At 72.2% G+C, this 17,015-nt stretch carries 19 protein-coding genes, 1 tRNA gene and 4 pseudogenes; 13 read left to right on the forward strand and 11 right to left on the reverse strand.

All coding sequences use genetic code 11. The features are described 5' to 3' along the window. The 3 genes from GEV28_RS35965 to GEV28_RS35975 form a co-directional block, all read right to left on the reverse strand. A partial coding sequence (locus GEV28_RS35965; protein ID WP_291417743.1) for a bifunctional 2-polyprenyl-6-hydroxyphenol methylase/3-demethylubiquinol 3-O-methyltransferase UbiG occupies nucleotides 1-276 on the reverse strand: 276 nt, incomplete at its 3' end. Then, the gene (locus GEV28_RS35970; protein ID WP_291417744.1) at nucleotides 273-953 is read right to left on the reverse strand and encodes a DUF2064 domain-containing protein; all 681 of its coding nucleotides are present in this window, start codon (nucleotides 951-953) and stop codon (nucleotides 273-275) included. The genes GEV28_RS35970 and GEV28_RS35965, both read right to left, overlap by 4 nt. Then, the gene (locus GEV28_RS35975) at nucleotides 950-1,600 is read right to left on the reverse strand and encodes a glycosyltransferase family 2 protein (protein ID WP_291417745.1); all 651 of its coding nucleotides are present in this window, start codon (nucleotides 1,598-1,600) and stop codon (nucleotides 950-952) included. The genes GEV28_RS35970 and GEV28_RS35975 overlap by 4 nt, the downstream gene beginning before the upstream one ends. 142 nt (nucleotides 1,601-1,742) lie before the next feature. Between GEV28_RS35975 and GEV28_RS35980 the strand changes: the two genes are divergently transcribed. The 4 genes from GEV28_RS35980 (at nucleotide 1,743) to GEV28_RS35995 (ending at nucleotide 5,782) form a co-directional block, all read left to right on the forward strand. Next, complete coding sequence (locus GEV28_RS35980) at nucleotides 1,743-3,149, forward strand: hypothetical protein (protein WP_291417747.1); 1,407 nt, start codon at nucleotides 1,743-1,745, stop codon at nucleotides 3,147-3,149. A gap of 5 nt (nucleotides 3,150-3,154) precedes the next feature. After that, nucleotides 3,155-3,853: a response regulator transcription factor gene (locus GEV28_RS35985; RefSeq protein WP_291417775.1), complete on the forward strand. Its 699-nt coding sequence runs from the start codon at nucleotides 3,155-3,157 to the stop codon at nucleotides 3,851-3,853. Nucleotides 3,854-3,905: 52 nt separating this feature from the next. After that, nucleotides 3,906-4,955 (forward strand): HAMP domain-containing sensor histidine kinase, encoded by a 1,050-nt coding sequence (locus tag GEV28_RS35990; protein WP_291417777.1) that lies wholly within the window; start codon nucleotides 3,906-3,908, stop codon nucleotides 4,953-4,955. A 110-nt stretch (nucleotides 4,956-5,065) separates the two neighbouring features. Beyond that, nucleotides 5,066-5,782, forward strand: coding sequence for a Crp/Fnr family transcriptional regulator (locus GEV28_RS35995; RefSeq protein ID WP_291417749.1), 717 nt, complete (start codon nucleotides 5,066-5,068; stop codon nucleotides 5,780-5,782). 5 nt (nucleotides 5,783-5,787) lie between these two features. Here GEV28_RS35995 and GEV28_RS36000 read toward each other — a convergent pair whose 3' ends face one another. The 4 genes and pseudogenes from GEV28_RS36000 to GEV28_RS42790 form a co-directional block, all read right to left on the reverse strand. Beyond that, nucleotides 5,788-6,837, reverse strand: a complete 1,050-nt coding sequence (locus GEV28_RS36000) for an NAD(P)-dependent oxidoreductase (protein WP_291417751.1) — start codon at nucleotides 6,835-6,837, stop codon at nucleotides 5,788-5,790. Between the two features lie 65 nt (nucleotides 6,838-6,902). Beyond that, complete coding sequence (locus GEV28_RS36005) at nucleotides 6,903-7,055, reverse strand: hypothetical protein (protein WP_291417752.1); 153 nt, start codon at nucleotides 7,053-7,055, stop codon at nucleotides 6,903-6,905. A gap of 108 nt (nucleotides 7,056-7,163) precedes the next feature. Beyond that, nucleotides 7,164-7,256 (reverse strand): annotated as a pseudogene (locus GEV28_RS42785) (hypothetical protein); the annotation flags it as partial. 386 nt (nucleotides 7,257-7,642) lie between these two features. Beyond that, nucleotides 7,643-8,062 (reverse strand): annotated as a pseudogene (locus GEV28_RS42790) (FAD-dependent monooxygenase); the annotation flags it as partial. Nucleotides 8,063-8,167: 105 nt separating this feature from the next. Here GEV28_RS42790 and GEV28_RS36015 point away from each other — a divergent pair. Genes GEV28_RS36015 through GEV28_RS36025 form a run of 3 tightly spaced genes read left to right on the forward strand, consistent with a single transcriptional unit; the run spans nucleotide 8,168 to nucleotide 9,767 of the window. Beyond that, a complete protein-coding gene (locus GEV28_RS36015) occupies nucleotides 8,168-9,094 on the forward strand; it encodes a TetR/AcrR family transcriptional regulator C-terminal domain-containing protein (RefSeq protein ID WP_291417754.1) in 927 nt (308 codons plus the stop codon). Between the two features lie 5 nt (nucleotides 9,095-9,099). After that, nucleotides 9,100-9,600 (forward strand): MogA/MoaB family molybdenum cofactor biosynthesis protein, encoded by a 501-nt coding sequence (locus GEV28_RS36020; protein WP_291417756.1) that lies wholly within the window; start codon nucleotides 9,100-9,102, stop codon nucleotides 9,598-9,600. A gap of 5 nt (nucleotides 9,601-9,605) precedes the next feature. Next, the gene (locus tag GEV28_RS36025) at nucleotides 9,606-9,767 is read left to right on the forward strand and encodes a hypothetical protein (RefSeq protein ID WP_291417758.1); all 162 of its coding nucleotides are present in this window, start codon (nucleotides 9,606-9,608) and stop codon (nucleotides 9,765-9,767) included. Nucleotides 9,768-10,079: 312 nt separating this feature from the next. Here GEV28_RS36025 and mscL read toward each other — a convergent pair. Together mscL and cpaB are read right to left on the reverse strand one after the other, a co-directional pair. Continuing rightward, nucleotides 10,080-10,466 (reverse strand): annotated as a pseudogene (gene mscL / locus GEV28_RS36030) (large conductance mechanosensitive channel protein MscL); the annotation flags it as partial. Nucleotides 10,467-10,588: 122 nt separating this feature from the next. Then, nucleotides 10,589-11,260 (reverse strand): Flp pilus assembly protein CpaB, encoded by a 672-nt coding sequence (gene cpaB, locus GEV28_RS36035; protein ID WP_291417760.1) that lies wholly within the window; start codon nucleotides 11,258-11,260, stop codon nucleotides 10,589-10,591. A 101-nt stretch (nucleotides 11,261-11,361) separates the two neighbouring features. Here cpaB and GEV28_RS42795 point away from each other — a divergent pair, with 101 nt between their 5' ends. Further along, nucleotides 11,362-11,589, forward strand: a complete 228-nt coding sequence (locus GEV28_RS42795; protein ID WP_367115264.1) for a hypothetical protein — start codon at nucleotides 11,362-11,364, stop codon at nucleotides 11,587-11,589. Nucleotides 11,590-11,603: 14 nt separating this feature from the next. Here GEV28_RS42795 and GEV28_RS42800 read toward each other — a convergent pair. Both GEV28_RS42800 and GEV28_RS36045 read right to left on the reverse strand, forming a co-directional pair. Next, nucleotides 11,604-11,780: pseudogene (locus GEV28_RS42800) on the reverse strand (FmdB family zinc ribbon protein); the annotation flags it as partial. Nucleotides 11,781-11,845: 65 nt separating this feature from the next. Continuing rightward, nucleotides 11,846-12,415: a 5-formyltetrahydrofolate cyclo-ligase gene (locus tag GEV28_RS36045; protein WP_291417765.1), complete on the reverse strand. Its 570-nt coding sequence runs from the start codon at nucleotides 12,413-12,415 to the stop codon at nucleotides 11,846-11,848. A gap of 63 nt (nucleotides 12,416-12,478) precedes the next feature. Between GEV28_RS36045 and GEV28_RS36050 the strand changes: the two genes are divergently transcribed. The 5 genes from GEV28_RS36050 to GEV28_RS36070 all read left to right on the forward strand — a co-directional run bounded on the left by GEV28_RS36050 (nucleotide 12,479) and on the right by GEV28_RS36070 (nucleotide 16,401). Next, entirely contained in the window at nucleotides 12,479-13,402 is a 924-nt protein-coding gene (locus GEV28_RS36050) for a UTP--glucose-1-phosphate uridylyltransferase (protein WP_291417767.1), read from the forward strand. A gap of 19 nt (nucleotides 13,403-13,421) precedes the next feature. Beyond that, a complete protein-coding gene (gene glp, locus GEV28_RS36055; RefSeq protein WP_291417769.1) occupies nucleotides 13,422-14,645 on the forward strand; it encodes a gephyrin-like molybdotransferase Glp in 1,224 nt (407 codons plus the stop codon). A gap of 16 nt (nucleotides 14,646-14,661) precedes the next feature. After that, nucleotides 14,662-15,315 carry a GNAT family protein gene (locus GEV28_RS36060; protein ID WP_291417771.1) on the forward strand — a complete coding sequence of 218 codons (654 nt, stop codon included), beginning with the start codon at nucleotides 14,662-14,664 and terminating at the stop codon, nucleotides 15,313-15,315. Nucleotides 15,316-15,423: 108 nt separating this feature from the next. Next, complete coding sequence (gene glpR, locus GEV28_RS36065; protein WP_291417773.1) at nucleotides 15,424-16,299, forward strand: gephyrin-like molybdotransferase receptor GlpR; 876 nt, start codon at nucleotides 15,424-15,426, stop codon at nucleotides 16,297-16,299. A 26-nt stretch (nucleotides 16,300-16,325) separates the two neighbouring features. Further along, nucleotides 16,326-16,401 (forward strand) — tRNA-Ala (locus tag GEV28_RS36070). Nucleotides 16,402-17,015: the final 614 nt, after the last annotated feature.

A 17,015-nucleotide genomic window follows, 5' to 3' on the forward strand; every position in this document is an offset into this window, starting at 1 on the left:
CGCCGCACCCGCCGCCCTCGCCAGCCGCACGGCGACCGGCGACACGTCCGTGCCCAGCGCCGGCACGCCGCGCTCCAGCAGCGCCGCGGTCAGCCGGCCCGGCCCGCAGCCGATGTCCAGCGTCGGGCCCGTGCATTTGCGCAGCAGCACCTCGTCGCCCGGCTCCGGCTCCGACCGCCACCGCTCGGTCGGCAGGGTGATCCGCTCGCCGGTCGCGAGCTCCAGCCAGCACCGCCGGCCCAGCAGCCCCGGCGCGAACTCGTCCGTCCCGATCATCGGACCGCCTCCGCGGGCCGGAGGTCCTCGACGGCGCGCGCGAACCGGGTCCCCGGCGCCACGGAGGCCACCCGCAGAGCGTCCGCCAACGTGTCCACATCGGACAGCGTGAGCAGCCGGCACACCCGCAGACCCCGACCGCGCAACGCGAACAGCGTCCTGGTGCCGGTGTCCGAACGGGACATCGGCACCGCACGCAGCGCCTCGGCGTCCGCCGGTACGCGCAGGCCGAGGCCCCACCAGCCGCCGTCCGCGGCCGGGCCGAGCACCGCGTCGGTGTCTTCGGCCAGCAGCCGCACCACCGCGCCGGTCAGCAGCGCCGGCCGCAGCTGCGGGGTGTCCATGCCGACCTGGAACACCGGCTCACCGGGGAACATCGACCCGGTGTCCAGGTGCGCGTTCCCGAGCCGCTCGGCGAAGTCGTTGCCACGCTGGGGAAACACGGTGCACGACGCGAGAACGTCGGCGAGCTCGCCGGACCGCTCGGCCGCGGCGAGCCGGCCGGTCAGCGCCACCACCGGGATCGTGTCGGGGGTGGCGAGCACGGCGTCCAGCGTGTCGAGCAGCGCCGCCGCGGCCAGCCGGGCGGCCCACCGGTCGCCGATCGCGCGGCCGAGCCGGGTCTTCGCGAGGCCGGCCACCGGCGCCTTGGCGACGACCAGCAGGCAGGCGGTCATCGCAGCACTCGCGCCATGTCACGCACGGCCCGCACGGTGCCGCGGACCGAGCCGGACACCTTCGACCTCGTCCCGAGCGCCCGCGGCCCGTACGCGACGTCGAGCTCGACGACCCGCCAGCGCGCATCGGCGGCGCGGAGCAGGAGCTCGAGCGGGTAGCCGAAGGCCCGGTCGCGGACGTCGAGGTTCAGCAGGTCGCGCCGGCGCACCGCGCGGGCCGGCGCGATGTCGGACACCGGCAGCCCGCGGCGGCGCAGCAGCGCCGCGAGCACGTGGTTGCCGGCCCGCGCGTGCCACGGCCAGACGCCGCGGCTCACCGGCACCCGGCGGCCGACCGCGAGGTGGGCGCCACCGGACACGGCGGTGACGAGCGGGACCAGCTCGGCCGGGTCGAGCGAGCCGTCTGCGTCGAGGAAGCACACGACGTCCGTCCGGGCGTGCTCGAGTCCGGTGTGGACGGCCGCGCCGTAGCCCTTGCGCGGCTCGTGCACGACTCTGGCGCCGTGCGCGGCGGCGACCTCGGGGGAGCCGTCGGTCGATCCGTTGTCCACCACGATCGCGCGGTAGCCGGGGGGCAGTGCGGCCAGCACACCGGGCAGGGCGGCGGCTTCGTCCAGGCAGGGCAGGACGACGTCAACAGGGTCCATGCCGATGACGTTAAGTCCATCCCGGACGGCACAAAAGCCTTGTGCCGCTTACCAAAGTATGACGTCGTCGAAGTTATTACGGAGTTCTGACGGTTCCCTTCTCCGCCGCGCCGGTGCGGGTGGCGGGGCCTACGGTCCCACCGTGTCCACCGTCATCACGCGCCCGGACGAGGCGCCGCCCGAGCGTGCGACCGGCATCCCCGCCGACATCGTCGCCGGGATCGCCGGCCTGCTGCTGGTGCTCGTCGCGCTCGTCGTCGGCATGCTCACCGGCGCGCGGCTCTACGGCAGCGCCCAGTTCCCCAACGCCTCGCCCGGGTTCGGCGAGTACCCGATCCTCGGGCACCTGTCGCCGCACGTCGGACCGGGCACCGTGCTGGCGGTGGTGGTGGCGATGGCCGCGGTGGCGTGGGGGCCGGCGCTGGCCGAGCGGTTGCGCTGGCGGACCGCGCTGCTCGGCGCGTACCTGCTGTCGGTGTCGTGGATCCTCGCACTGGCCCTTGTGGACGGTTGGTACGTCGGCGTGGTGCGCCGGCTCGCGACCCGCGACGAGTACCTGCACGAGGTGCCGGGGATCACCGACATCCCGACGATGCTGCACACGTTCTCCGACCGGATCCTCTCCCTGCGGCCCGACTCCTGGACCACGCACGTGTCCGGCCACCCGCCGGGCGCGACGCTGGTGTTCGTGTGGCTCGACCGCATCGGGCTGTCCGGACCGACCGCCGCGGCGCTGGTGTGCGTGCTGGTGGCCGGCCTGGTCGCGGTGGCGGTGCCGGTGACCGTGGCCGCGTTGGGCCGCCGCGACCTGGCCCGCGCGGCGCTCCCGTTCGTCGCGCTTCTTCCCGGGGCGGTGTGGTTGGGAGTGTCGGCGGACGCGATGTTCGCGGGCGTCGTGGCGGTCGGCGTGGCGGTGCTCGCCGTCGGCTGCGTGCGGCTGACCGACGGCCGATCCGCGGGCGGCGTGCTGTGCGCGGCGGCCGGTCTGGTGCTCGGGTTCGGGATCTTCCTGTCCTACGGGCTGTTGCTGATGGCGCCGGTCGCGCTCGCCGTGGTGCTGGTGAGCCGGTGCTGGCGGGCGCTGCTCTACGCGGTGCCGGCGGCGCTGGCGGTGGCGGGGGTGTTCGCGCTGGCCGGGTTCTGGTGGCTGGACGGGTACCACCTGGTCGTCGAGCGGTACTACGAGGGGATAGCCGCGCACCGGCCGTACTGGTATTGGGTGTGGGCGAACCTGGCGTGCCTCGCGGTCGCGGTCGGTCCGGCAGCGGTGGCCGGGCTGCGCCGAACTGCGCCGCGGTTCCTGGACGGCCTGCCGGGGCGCGCGCCGCTGACCCCGGTGGTCGCGCTGGTGCGGGGCGCGGCGCTCGCGGTGCTCACCGCGGACCTGTCGGGACTGTCGAAGGCGGAGACCGAGCGTATTTGGCTACCGTTCGCGGTGTGGCTGGTGCTGGCCGCGGCGGCGCTGCCGGGAGCGTCACGGCGGTGGTGGCTGGTCGCGCAGGCCGGGACCGCCCTGGTGGTCAACCATGTGTTGCTGACGAGCTGGTGATCGAGATGAACGTGGCGCCGTCGCGGGTGCTGGTGGTCGACGACGACCTGACGGTCCGGGACGTGGTGCGCCGGTACCTCGAGCTGGCCGGGCACCAGGTCGCGCTGGCCGACAACGGCGAGGACGCCCTCGCGTGGATCGCGCGGCACGAGCCGGACCTCGTGGTGCTGGACCTGATGCTGCCGGGCATCGACGGGCTCGAGGTGTGCCGCAGGCTGCGTCGGACGAGCGCGGTGCCGGTGGTGATGCTGACCGCGCTCGGCGAGGAGGAGAACCGGATCGCCGGTCTGCAGCTGGGCGCGGACGACTACGTGACGAAGCCGTTCAGCCCGCGCGAGCTGGCGCTGCGCGTGTCCTCGGTGCTGCGCCGGGCGGGCGCCGCCGCGCCGACCCCGGCGCCGGCCCTGCTCACCGACGGCGACCTTCGGCTGGACACGGCCGCGCGCACGGCGCTCCTGCGTGGCGCCGAGCTGTCGCTGACCACCCGGGAGTTCGACCTGCTGGTGTTCCTGCTGGCCAACCCGGGCGAGGCGTTCACCCGGGAGCAGCTGCTGGAACGGGTGTGGGGCTGGGACTTCGGCGACCAGTCCACCGTGACCGTCCACGTGCGACGGCTGCGTGAGAAGATCGAGGAGACCCCGGCGAAACCCACCCGGATCACGACCGTGTGGGGGGTGGGGTACCGCTATGACCGCCGCGCCTGACCTCGTCGAGCCTGCCGGTTCGGCCGGGCCGGCCGCCGCGCAGGCGCCCGGGATCATCGACCCCAGCGAGTCGCTGGGCCAGATGCTCACCCACGCCCTGGACATCCTGCCCGTCGCGCTCGCCCTCGTGCTGCCGGTCGTCGCCCTCGGGACCGGGCTCCTCTACTGGGTCCGCCGCGGCTCTCTCAGCACGACGATGACCGTGCTCGTCCTGGTGCCGGTCCTCGCGACGATGACCGGCGTCCTCGGCGTCAGCGGCTTCATGTTCAACGCGACCCTCACGACGATGGCGCTGGTGTGCCTGCTCGTCGTGCTCGTGACGCTGCCGGTGGCGCTGCTGCTCGGCCACGCGATCGCGCGGCGCAGCGTGTGGGAGCGCGAGGCCCGCGAGCGCGAGCGGGCGGCCGAGGCGTCCCGGCGCGAGCTGGTGGCGTGGATCAGCCACGACCTGCGCACGCCACTCGCCGGCATCCGCGCGATGGCCGAGGCGCTCGCCGACGGCGTGGTCTCCTCGCCGCAGGAGGTGGCCGGCTACGCCAACCGCATCAGTGGGGAGAGCCGGCGGCTGTCCGGCATGGTCGACGACCTGTTCGAGCTGTCCCGGATCACCGCGGGCGCGCTGCAGCTGACCATGTCCCAGGTGGCGCTCCAGGACGTGGTGAGCGACGTGCTGTCCGCGCAGGTGCCGGTGGCCCAGCGCAAGCGTGTGCGGGTGCTCGCCAACGCCGGCACCGCGCCGGTCGTGCTCGGCAGCGACCCCGAGCTCGCGCGCGTGGTGCGCAACCTCGTGTCCAACGCCATCCGGCACACCCCGCCCGACGGCACGGTGGCCGTCCAGCTCGGTGTCGACGGCGCCGACGCGGTGCTCGCCGTCGACGACGCCTGCGGCGGCATCCCCGACGGCGAGCTCACCCGCGTCTTCGACGTCGCGTTCCGCGGGTCGGCCGCCCGCACCCCAAGCTCCAGCGGCGACGAGCAGGTGGGCGGCGGGTTGGGCCTCGCGATCGCCAAGGGCCTCGTCGAGGCGCACCGCGGTCGCATCGACGCGCACAACCACGGGCCGGGCTGCCGCTTCGAGGTCCGCCTCCCGCTCGCCGGCTGAGGGCCCACGGCGAACTGTCGGCTCCGTCACGCCCTGTCGGCGGCTGACAGTCCCGCCTGTCACCTGGCACAGTGGATGGTGACGGCCCAACGGATCGGGGAGGCCCGACGATGAGCTCCACTGGTCCGGGCAATGGCGAGCGCAGGCCGTGGTTCCGGCTCACGCCGGCGGAGCGGGAGGAGCTCACCGCGGCCGGCCGGGTCCGGGTCTGGCAGCCGGGTGAGATCCTTGCGCTGCAAGGCGGCCCGCCCACCAGCATGTTCGTCGTCCTGCGCGGCTGGGTGAAGATATCGGCGACCAACTACCGGGGCGAGGTCGCCCCGCTCGCCGCCCGCGGCCCCGCGGAGATCGTCGGCGAGATGGCTCCCATCAGCGGACTGCCCCGCGCGAACACCATGCAGGCGATCGACGAGGTCCATACCCTCGTCGTCACCCGAGAACGACTGCTCGGCGTGCTCCGCAGGCGCCCGCATGTCGCCGAGGAGCTGTTCCGCACCGCGGCGATCCGGCTGCAGCAGTCCGACCGCCTGCGGCTGGAGTCCGGTGGTCCGGACTTCCCGCAACGCCTGGCGGCGGTGCTGCTCGAGCTGGCGCTGCAGTACGCCCCGGACTGGGCCGAGGGCAAGCAGGTCGACCTGCGCTTCAACCAGGGCGAGCTGGCGAGCTTCGCGCGCGTGTCGCGCAGCACGCTCGTGCGTGGTCTGGACGAGCTGCGCAGGCTCGACGTCGTCCGCACCGCCCGCCAGCGCGTCACGATCATGCATCCGAGGATCCTGCGCGAGCTCGCGGCGGGCCGCGCGGTCCCCGAGCCCGGCGACGACGAGTGACTGGTTCAGGCCACCGCGGCCGGGGCGCGTAGCGGGGCCGTCGCGAAGTCGGCGATCCCGTCGGTGAAGTCGGTTTCCGGTCGGAATCCTAGTAACCGCTGCGCCCGGGCGGGGTCGGCCACCACGTGCCGGACGTCGCCGGGACGGCTGCCGCCGACCATGCGGGGCGGCGGGCCCGCACAGGCCTTTGCCAGTTCGGTCGCCAGGTCGCCGACGGTGTGGGGGATGCCGGAGCAGATGTTCAGCGGCGTCAGGGCGCCTGGGGGCGCGGGCGTTTCCAGCGCGCTGGCGTTGGCTCGGGCGATGTCCGTCACGTGGACGAAGTCCCGGCGCTGGTTGCCGTCCTCCAGCACCGTGGGGGGATCGCCGCGTTCCAGCGACGAGCGGAACAGGCTCGCCACCCCGGCGTAGGGGGTGTCTCTCGGCATTCTCGGGCCGTAGACGTTGTGGTAGCGCAAGGCCCACACGCGGCCGCCGGTCTGTCTCGCCCAGGCCGAGGCCAGGAACTCCTGGGCCGCCTTGGTCGCCGCGTAGGTGCTTCTCGGGTCGATCGGCGCGTCCTCGGGGACCAGCCCGGGGGACAGCGCGGCACCGCAGGTCGGGCAGGGCGGCTCGTAGCGGCCACTGTCTATTTCGGACTGCCGGCGCGGGCCCGGGCGGACCACGCCGTGGTTCGGGCAGGTGTAACGGCCTTCGCCGTAGACGACCATGGAGGAGGCCAGTACCAGGCGGTGCACGCCGGCCCGGTACATCGCGGCCAGCAGAACGGCGGTGCCGTAGTCGTTGTGCAGGGCGTAGTCCGGCGCGTCCGTCGGGTCCACGCCGTGGCCCACCACCGCCGCCTGGTGGCAGACCACGTCGACGCCGCGCAGGAGGTCGTCCAGGAGCGCCGGGTCGCGGATGTCGCCGAGCACCACGTTCTCGTCCGTCGCTTGTGGACCGTGGGCCTTCGGCAGCAGGTTGTCCATCCGGACGGTCTCGTGGCCACGTTCGTCGAGCTGGTCGGCGATGTGGGAACCGATGAAGCCGGCCGCGCCGGTGATCAGCACTCGCATGCGACCGACGCTAGGGCTCGGCCGCCGCCCCGCGCGAGGTCCGCGGCCGCGCCGTCACAGAACCGTCAGATCTTGGTCAGCGCCAGGTAGTCCGCGATCGGGAGGTCATCGTTGGACGCCTCGCCGTCGTCGGGGCCTGCGGCGATCGCATCGATGAGCTCCTGGGTCGGCGGGATCAGCAGCGATGCCGTCGCCTGGCGGCCCAGCTCGTGGTTCACCTCGACGTACCCGCGCAGCGTCCGCTCGTAGGCGGCGAACGCGGCCGTGTGGTCGGCGGCCGTCCTGAGCGCGCCGGCCAGCTCGCCGGCCAGGACGTACGCGCCGAGCAGTGCCTGCGACGTGCCGCGCCCGGACATCGGCGACGCGCAGTAGCCGGCATCGCCGAGCAGCGCGACCCGGCCGGTGGACCAGGTGTCCATGCGGACCTGGCTGAGCGTGTCGAGTAGAAGTCGGTGGCCTCCGCCATCGCCGCGAGGAGCCGGGGCACCTCCCAGCCGACGCCCGCGTAGGCGTCCGCGACCACGCGCTTCTGCGCCTCGACGTCGCCGCGCGGGAACGCGGTCGCGGGGGTCGGGAACATGAACATCGCCCGCGCCTCGGTGTTGTCCCGGCTGGCGAAGATGTTCGCGGCCCGGTCGCCCGCGAGGTGGGAGAGCCCGCTGCGGTCCAGGTCGAGGTAGTTGTCCAGCGAGAACGACGCGAACCAGTAGCCGAGGTCGCGCGTGAACGCCGACTCCGGGCTGAACGCCAGCGCGCGGACGCCCGAGTGCAGCCCGTCCGCGCCGATCACGAGGTCGAACCTGCGCGGCGCGCCGTGCGCGAACTCCACGTCGACGCCGCCGTCGTGCTGGGTGAGCGCGGTGATCGAGTCGCCGAAGACGTACTCGGTGCCGGCCTTGGTGAGGTCGTGCAGGATCCGGGTCAGGTCCGTCTTGAGCACCTCGAGCTCGCCGGCGAAGATCTCGCCCGGCATGGTGGCGATCGGCGTGCCGTCCTCGGCCACGATGGTCGCGTCGCCGGAGCCGGTGGCGTGCCGGCGCAGCTCGTCGAGGATGCCCATGCGCTCCAGCACGAGCATCGCGGACCCGCGGAAGTCGACCCCGAGGCCGCCAGGGCGCACCGCCGCCGCCTTCTCGACCACGGTCGCCCGCATGCCGTGCCGGTGCAGCCAGTACGCCAGCGCCGGGCCCGCCACGCTCGCCCCGGAGATCAACACGTTCGTCATCTCATCCCTCCCGGATGTCGGTGTATGTACACCGTATGTGAACTAGTACAGTGGGGTTTTGCGCCGACTTTGCCTTGTCTGCGAACTAGGGCACCGGGGGTTGCGATGGCGGAGACGGCGTATGTCGGGATCGTCCAGGCGATCCGGCGGCGGATCGCCTCCGGATCGCTGCGGCCGGGGGACCGCGTGCCGTCGACGCGGGAGATCACCCGCGAGTGGGGGGTGGCGATGGCGACCGCGACGAAGGTGCTGACCACGTTGTGCCAGGAGGGGCTGGTCGTCGCGCGGCAGGGCATCGGCACCGTGGTGGCCGGGCCGGTGGCCGGTCCGGTCGAGGTGGCGGTGCGCAGCGCGCGTTCCGGTGTCGAGGTCACCCGGGACCTGGTGGTGCGGACCGCGATCGCGATCGCGGACAACGAGGGGTCGGGAGCGCTGTCGATGCGGCGGATCGCGACCGACCTGGGCGTGGCCACCATGTCGCTGTACCGGCACGTGTCGAGCAAGGACGAGCTGCTCCTCCGGATGGTCGACACGGTGTTCGCCGACAACCCGTTCCCGGCCGACCCGCCGCCGGGGTGGCGCGCCGGGCTGGAGGTCGCCGCGCGGCTGCTGTGGACGATGTTCCGCCAGCACCCGTGGGCGGCGGCCGCCCTCTCGCTCACCCGGCCACGCGCGACCCGGCGCACGCTGGCTTACGGCGAGGCGGTGCTGCGTGTCCTGGCCGGCACCGGGCTGGACGAGTACCGCATGTTCCAGGTGTACGTCGCGGTGTTCGGCTACGTGCGGGGCATCGCGGTGGGGCTCGAGTGGGACGCGGCCGACGAGCAGGAGACCGGGATCACCGCCGAGCAGCACTTCCTCGAGCAGGACGCGACGTTCGCCGACGTGACCGCGTCCGGCGCGTACCCGACGTTCGTCCGCGTGGTCGAGACATCGGATTTCGACATGGATCTCGACGAGCAGTTCGAGTTCGGGCTGCGGCATCTGCTGGACGGGTTCGCGGCAAGCCTGCTGGCGCTCCGACTACGGTGACAGCCATGGAACGGAGCGCGCAGCGGCTCGGCAGGGCCCTCATCGTGATCGTCGACGACCGGGTGGCCCATGGGGAGCACGAGGACTCGGTCGGCCCGTTGGTCACCGAGCTGCTGGAGGAGAACGGGTTCATCGTGGACGGCATCGTCGTGGTGGCTGGGGAGACCGTGGACATCCGCAACGCGTTGAACACCGCCGTGATCGGCGGCGCCGACCTGGTGATCACGGTCGGCGGCACCGGTGTGTCGCCTCGCGACGTCACGCCGGATGCCACGCAGGGCGTGCTGGACCGGCCGATCCCCGGCATCGCCGAGGCGATCCGGTCCTCCGGCCTCGCCGCCGGCGCGGTGGACGGCGGCATCTCGCGGGGGCTCGTCGGCATCTCCGGCAGCACCCTCGTGGTCAACCTGGCCGGCTCGCGGGCCGCCGTCCGGGACGGCATGGCCACGCTGTCGGCGCTGGTGCCCCACGTCATCGACGAACTGTCCGGCTTGGACGTCAACTAGTTGCCGTGACCGAGCCGGAGCAGCCGCAGCGTCGCCAGGATCTCGACCTGGACGAGATCTTCGGCGACGTGCTGCCGGACACCACCTCCGATGAGCGCGATCCGGAACGGCCCGACGCCGACTCCTGGTACGAGCAGAACCACCCCCCGCACCATGATCGCCGTTAGGTCGTGTCTCGTGGGTCTTGGTCGATGGGATTCGTGATCCAGGTGGCTCCTGGCTAGGCGGCGGAAGGTCGCTCATACCGGGTTGTATTCGGGCCTTCCGACAACGCGGCCAGGGGGCAGCTGGGCGCGAATACCACGATCCAAGATCCGCGAGACATGGCCTAGATCCCAGGTCGGCTCCTACCAGGGTCGCTGGCCGGGAGGTGGGCCCGCCGGGCCCGGTCCGCCGGGGTTGTTCGGGCCGCCAGGGGGCATCTGGCCGGGGCCTCCCTGGTACGGGTTGCCGGGGTTGGCGCCCTGGCCGACGGGCCGCTGCTGCTGGCGCAGCAGGTCGCGGATCTCGATGAGCAGCTCGACGTCCGTCGGCTCGGCCGGCCCGGCCTCCTCGCCCCGCTTTCGCCGCTCCTGAATCGACTTCATCGGCAGCACGATCAGGAAGTAGACGATCGCGGCGATGATGACGAAGTTGATGACCGCGGTGATGATCGCGGCGAAGTCGATGGTGGACTTCTCGTTCTCGGCGACGATCGTCCACGACAGACCGCCGACGTTGGCACCACCGATCGCGGCGATCAGCGGCTGGATCAGGTTCGCGGCGATCGCGGTCACGACTGCCGTGAACGCGGTGCCGATGATGACAGCGACCGCGAGGTCGATGACGTTGCCGCGCATCAAGAAATCCTTGAAACCTTTCAGCACATCGAGCTCCTTTCCGAGGTGTTGTGACAAGGCCATGGGAGCGTAACGGCGATCGGCCGCCAGGAACATGACGAGACGCGGTGCGGCGCGGCGGGTCACGGCCGGCCGCGCCCTACCACGTCCTACCGCATGGTCACCGCCACCGGCCGGCCGAGTGACACGGAGGCGAGGCGGGTCGCCGACTCCCGGGGTACGGCGATGACCACCAGGCGACCCGGCCGGGAGCCGGCCCGAGGCGTCGGGTCGTCCGCGCGGACGGTGACCACGGTCGCGTTGGCGGCGAGCAGGACCGGGGCCGAGCCGTCTTCCGACGCGACCGTGACGACGTCCACCCGAGCGCCCGGCGCCAGCAGCGCGGCCACCTCCGGATCGGCCAGGCGCACCGGCACGGCGACCGCGTCCGGGTCGCCCGTGGACAGGTGGCTGTTCTCCCGGCCGACGAGGCGTGCGCGGGTGACCGGTTCGCCGCGAGTGGCGGCGCCGGCAAGGACGCGACCGGTGACCTGCTCGGCCGCGGTCAGCGCGGCGGGTGGGCGCAAGGACTCGGGCGCCCGCACCACGCGCACGTCACCCGCGCGCAGGCTCGACCCGGGCGGGAGGTCACGTGCGGCGACCAGCATCGGCACGGTGGGCTCGGCACGCGCCTGGGGCGGTGGCCGGACGGCCAGGGCGGCGGCCAGCAACACCAGCACGGCGGCGACCACGCGGCGCAGTGCCAGCGCGCGGGGCCAGCCAGGGGCGGAGACGAGCCGGCGGAGGCGGTCTCGGAGCATGGGGCGCAGTGAGTCGGGCATGGGATCGACGCTACGGCCGGAAACCGACTGATCGAGGCGATGAGCCGCCACCTGTGGACAACTGCGCGAGTTGTGGATAACCCGGCCGTCAGGACGCGATCTTGGCCGCGCTCGTCGTATCCCCGGAGGAGGATGAACCCGAGTCCTTCGACGTGGAGGACGAGGGGGACGACGATGAGTCAGCCGACTTCGACTTCGACTCGGACGAGGCCGAGGACTCGGAGGACGACGAGGAGGACGACTCGGACGACGACTCGGACGACGAGGCGGACGACGAGGCGGCGGCGGAGGCCGGGGACTTCGACTCGGACCGGCTGTCCGTGCGGTAGAAGCCGCTCCCCTTGAACACCACACCGACGGAGCCGTACAGCTTGCGCAGCCGGCCGGCACACTCCGGGCACTCGGTCAACGAAGCGTCGCTGAAGGACTGCAGCACCTCGAAGCGGTGCTCGCACGCCGTACAAGCGTACTGGTAGGTGGGCACGTGCCGCTCCCTCTCCCCGGGTCTTGGCACTCGCATCGTCAGAGTGCCAAGAACATAATGCGCCAGGCCGCCGCCGGAGCGCAAACGTCCCCAGGGCAACGTCACACGAACCGGAGCAGGCCTCGATTGGGAGTCAACACGGCGGTCATCCGCACGTCGTGCGGTTCGCTCGGCAGTGCCTCGAAGATCTCCTGGTCGCGGACCACGGCCACCAGCTCGGTGCCGTTCGCGGACAACGGCAGCGACTGGTCGTAGTGGCCCGCGCCGCGGCCGAGCCGGACCCCGTTCCGGTCCACGGCCAGCGCCGGCACCATCACCAGGTCGGCGATGCGCAGCGCGGAGGTGCCCAGTACCTCGCCGATCGGCTCGCGCAGCCCATACGGTCCGGGCCGCAGCGAGTCTTTACCGGCATACCACCCCCAGTCCAGCGGTCCCTCGCCGGTCACGATCGGGAGCAGCACCCGAGCGCCGAAGTCGTTCAGGTCGTCGAGCATCTGCGCCGAACCGGGCTCCGAGGCGACCGGCACGTACGCGCACACGGTCTGGCCGGGCCGCACCACTCGGCCGCTGGTCAGATGGGTGGACAGGGAAAGGGCCTCGGCGAAGCGCACGCTCGCGGGCACCCGGCGTCGCTCGGAGAGCAGCTCCTTACGCCACCGCCACTTGGTCAACGCGGGCGTCGGTTCGCGATCAGTCCCAGGCCGGGCCACGGCACCAGGTTAGGCTCGCTGTCCATGGCGCCATCCACCACCGTCAGTTCCGGCCCCGGTTCCGCGTCCGCCATCGGCATCCGAACGGCGATCGTGCCGGCTGCCGGCCTCGGCACCAGATTCCTCCCGACGACCAAGGCGGTCCCCAAGGAACTGTTCCCCGTCGTCGACACTCCCGGCATCGAGTACGTCGCCCGCGAGGCCGCCGAGGCGGGTGCGAAGCGGCTGGTGATCGTCACCTCGCCGGGCAAGGACGCGGTCGCCCAGTACTTCCAGCCTCAACCGGAGCTCGAGGAGACCCTGGAGCGGCGTGGCAAGACCGAGCTCCTCGCCAAGGTCCGGGTGGCGCCCGGCCTGCTCGCCGTCGAGACCGCGATCCAGGACGAGCCGCTCGGCCTCGGCCACGCGGTCAGCTGCGCGGAGCCCAACCTCGAGCCCGAGGACGAGGCCGTCGCGGTCCTGCTGCCCGACGACCTCGTGCTGCCCACCGGCGTGCTCGGTCGGATGGCCGGTATCCGGGCCCGGTACGGCGGTACGGTGCTGTGCGCGTTCGACATCCCGAGGGCGGAGATCTCCCCGTACGGCGTGTTCGACGTCGAGGACACCGACGACCCCGACGTCAAGAAGGTCAACGGCATGGTGGAGAAGCCGGCGCCGGAGGATGCCCCGTCCACCTACGCCGCGGCCGGCCGCTACCTGCTCGACCGCGCGGTGTTCGGCGCGCTCAAGCGCATCACGCCGGGCGCGGGCGGCGAGTTGCAGCTCACCGACGCCATCGCGATGCTGATCGCCGAAGGACACTCGGTGCACGTGGTGGTACACCGCGGTGGACGTCACGACCTGGGCAATCCTGGCGGTTTCCTGCGTGCCGCCGTGGACTTCGCGCTCGTGGACCCTGAGTATGGGCCTGACCTGCGCGAGTGGTTGCGCGGGCGGGTGGAGGAATAGCGACACAGACGGGGTCGGAATGAGGTCAGTCGACGAGCAGCTCGGCCGGGCGCTTGCCGCCGCGGTTCGCCCTGCCCCCGTTCGGGTGGCCATCTCCGAGGCGCAGGGCCTGCTCTGCGCCGAGGAGGTCGTCGCCGAACGGGCGCTGCCCGGGTTCGACCAGGCGGCGGTCGACGGCTACGCGGTACGCAGTGTCGACGTGCAGGCCGCGGGCACCGACCCGGTGCTGCTGCCGGTCGTCGGCGAGATCCCGGCCGGCTCCCGCCAGCCGCGCAGGCTGCAGCCCGGCCAGGCCGTGCGGGTCGACACCGGCGCGCCGCTGCCGACGCTCGCCGACGCCGTCGTCCCGACCGGGTACACCGACGGGCACCATGCCAGGGTGACCGTGCACCAGCCGGTGCCCTCGGCCGCGTTCGTCCGGCGGACCGGCGAGGACGTGCAGACCGGCGACGTCGCGGTGCGCCGCGGCTCGCCGATCGGCTCGGCCCAGGTGGGGCTGCTCGCCGCGGTCGGCCGGGCCAAGGTGCTCGTCTACCCGCGACCCCGGGTGTCGATCATCTCGCTCGGCGACGAGCTCGTGGACATCGACCGCACGCCCGGACAGGGCCAGGTCTACGACGTCAACTCCTACTCGCTGGCCGCCGCCGCGCGCGACGCCGGCGCCGAGGTGAACCGGGTCGGCATCGTGCCGAGCGACACCCGGCGGCTACGGGAGATCGTCGAGGGCCGGCTGCTGCTGTCGGAGATCGTCGTGATCGCCGGCGGGGTCGGCGGCGAGCTCGCCGAGGAGATCCGCGCGTCCCTGTCCGAGCTCGGCGACGTCGACATGACCAGGGTCGCGATGCATCCCGGCTCGGTGCAGGGGTTCGGCCGGCTCGGGCCGGACGCGGTGCCGACGTTCCTGCTGCCGAGCAACCCGATGAGCGCGCTCGTGGTGTTCGAGGTGATGGTGCGGCCGCTGATCCGCGCCGCGCAGGGCAAGCGCAACCCGCACCGCCGGCAGATCAAGGCACGGCTGCTCTCGCCGATCACGTCGGCCAAAGGGCGGAAGGGCTTCCTGCGCGGGCAGCTGCTCCGCGACGAGAACAACGGCGAGTACCTGGTGCAGCCGCTCGGCATGTCCGGCTCGCACCTGCTGGCGTCCCTCGCCGAGGCGAACTGCCTGATCCTCGTCGAGGACGAGATCACCGAGGTCGTCGTCGGGGAAGAGGTTCAGGTCAGCTTCTTGGCTCAACGTGGCTGAAGGGACGGCTCACGGGGTGAGTTGGGCGGTGCCGCAGGGCCGTCATCCCGGCTGGCCGGCGCGGCTCGGACCGATCCGGGTCGACGCCGGCGTGCTCGAGGTGCGCAAGCCCCGGCTGCGGGACGCCTCGGCGTGGAGCCGGGTGCGCCGCCGCGACCGGCTGCACCTGCAGAGCTGGGAGCCGACCGTTCCGGGCAGCTGGAACGACAACAATGCGACGCTCGCCTGGCCCGGTCAGTGGTCGACGCTGCGCGGCCTGGCCCGGCGCGGGCTGACGCTGCCGTTCGTGATCACCGTGAACGGCGAGCTCGCCGGGCAGGTCACCGTCGGCAACGTCGTGCGCGGGTCGCTGTGCTCGGCGTGGGTCGGCTACTGGGTCGGCACGCACGCGACCGCGGGCGGGGTGGCCACCGGGGCGGTGGCGCTGGTGGCCGACCACTGCTTCTCGGTCGCCGGGCTGCACCGGCTCGAGGCGACCGTGCGGCCGGAGAACCACGCCAGCGTTCGGGTGCTCACCAAGCTCGGCTTCCGCGAAGAGGGTCTGTTCCGCCGTTACCTTGATGTCGCCGGAGGTTGGCGTGACCACCTCTGTTTCGCACTGACCACAGAGGACGTTCCGAATGGACTCGTCGCCGGCTTGGTCGCGGAAGGTCGCGCCGAGCTCGGGTAGTCGAGGTGTCGATCAGTTCGGCGCGCCTCCGACACACCTGTGACTGTTGTGACTAACGTGACACCGGAAGTCGTCGCGAAAAATCGTCACAGGGGGAGGTGTCGAGGCATGCCGAGCTCGCTTGTCGTGGTCGCGCTCGTGTTGGCATGGCTCGTCGTCCTCGTGCCGATGATCGTGCGGAAGCGCCAGGAGGTCGCGAAGACCGCGGACTCCGAGCTGGCGGCCAGAGTGGTGCGTAGCGGGAGCGGTGAGGCCGGAGCGGACACGCGGGAGGAAGCGGAATACGGCATCGAGGAGGCCGGTATGCGCGACACTGACGAGATCGACGAGGATTTCGGTGGAGAGTTCGCCGGCGACGAGCACGTCGCCGACGAGGTGCCGGCCGAATCCTCGGAGGATGTCGCCCATGATGCCGACCGGGATGACGAGATGAGCGGGTACTACGACGAGGCGGACCTGCAGTACGCCCGGCACTATCGCCCGGGCCGCGGCGGGTTCGACCCCGAGGCGGCGGCCATCATCGCGAAGGCGAAGTACGGCTTCCGGCAGCGCGTCGTCCTCGCCATGCTCATCGGCGCCGTCGCCTCGGCCGTGGTCGCGGCCGTCGTCTTCCCGCTGCTGTGGTGGGCGCACGGCATCCTCGACGTGGTGCTCTTCAGCTACCTCGTGTACCTGCGCCGCCAGGTCCGCATCGAGACCGAGATCCGCGAGCGGCGCCTCGCGCGCATGAGCCGGGTCCGGCGTGCCCAGGCCGCCGCCGCGCGCCCGGCCGAGCCGGTCTACGCGGAGCCCGAGTACGCCGAGCCGCAGGCCTACGAGCCCGAGGAGGCCGTCGGCCCGCGCGAGCGTGTGTCCGAGGGCCCCTACACGCCGCCAGTCGTCAGGACCGGCGCGGTGGTCGTCGACGTGGACGACGAGGACCCCGCGTTCGAGGAGCTCGACCGGCCCGTTTCGCTGCCCTACCGTCGGGCCGTTGGCGAGTAGTCGCCTGTTATGCTCACGCGACGCCAGGGGCTGTAGCGCAGTTGGTAGCGCACCTCGTTCGCATCGAGGGGGTCAGGGGTTCGATTCCCCTCAGCTCCACCAAACGTGTCATTGCGCGAACCGCAGGGGTCTGGACCGTTGGCTCGGTCTCGGCCCCTGTGTCGTGTTCGGGTTCGCGTGGTTGGGGGATGCGGAAGGTGGGCACGAACCGGTTGGGGCCGGTGATGGTGACGTGCTCAACGAGCCCTTCGACGAGCGTCTTGTGTTGAGTGTGGCTGCCCGCGTGGATGATCTCCCGTGCGTGCCGGCTGACGTTGGTCAGGGTGGCGGTGTCGGGCATGGTGGGCTGGTCGGCGATGGCATGTCGGAGGTCGGTTTGCCGGTCGCGGAGCTGTTGTTGGGTGGCTCGTAGGGCGGTGAGGCGGTCGTTGACGTGCTCGGGGTCGAGTTTGCCGGTCTCGAAGGCGTCGAGGTAGCGGTTGATCTTGTCGGTGGTTTTGGCGAGTTCGGCGGCGAGGGTGGCGAGTTCGTCTTCGCGGGTGTTGTGCTTGGCGTGGTGGAGCGCTTGGGCGTCGCTGACCGCGTCGGCGATCAGGCCGTGCTGGGTGCGGTAGAAGCTGGCGGTGGCGTCGAGCAACGCTGCGTCGAGGTGGTCGGCGTTGAGTCGGTGCGTTGCAGGCGTCGGTGCCGTAGCGGGACATGGTCCAGCAGGTGTA

The organism is Actinophytocola sp., from assembly GCF_009379765.1.
Lineage (GTDB): Bacteria > Actinomycetota > Actinomycetes > Mycobacteriales > Pseudonocardiaceae > Actinophytocola.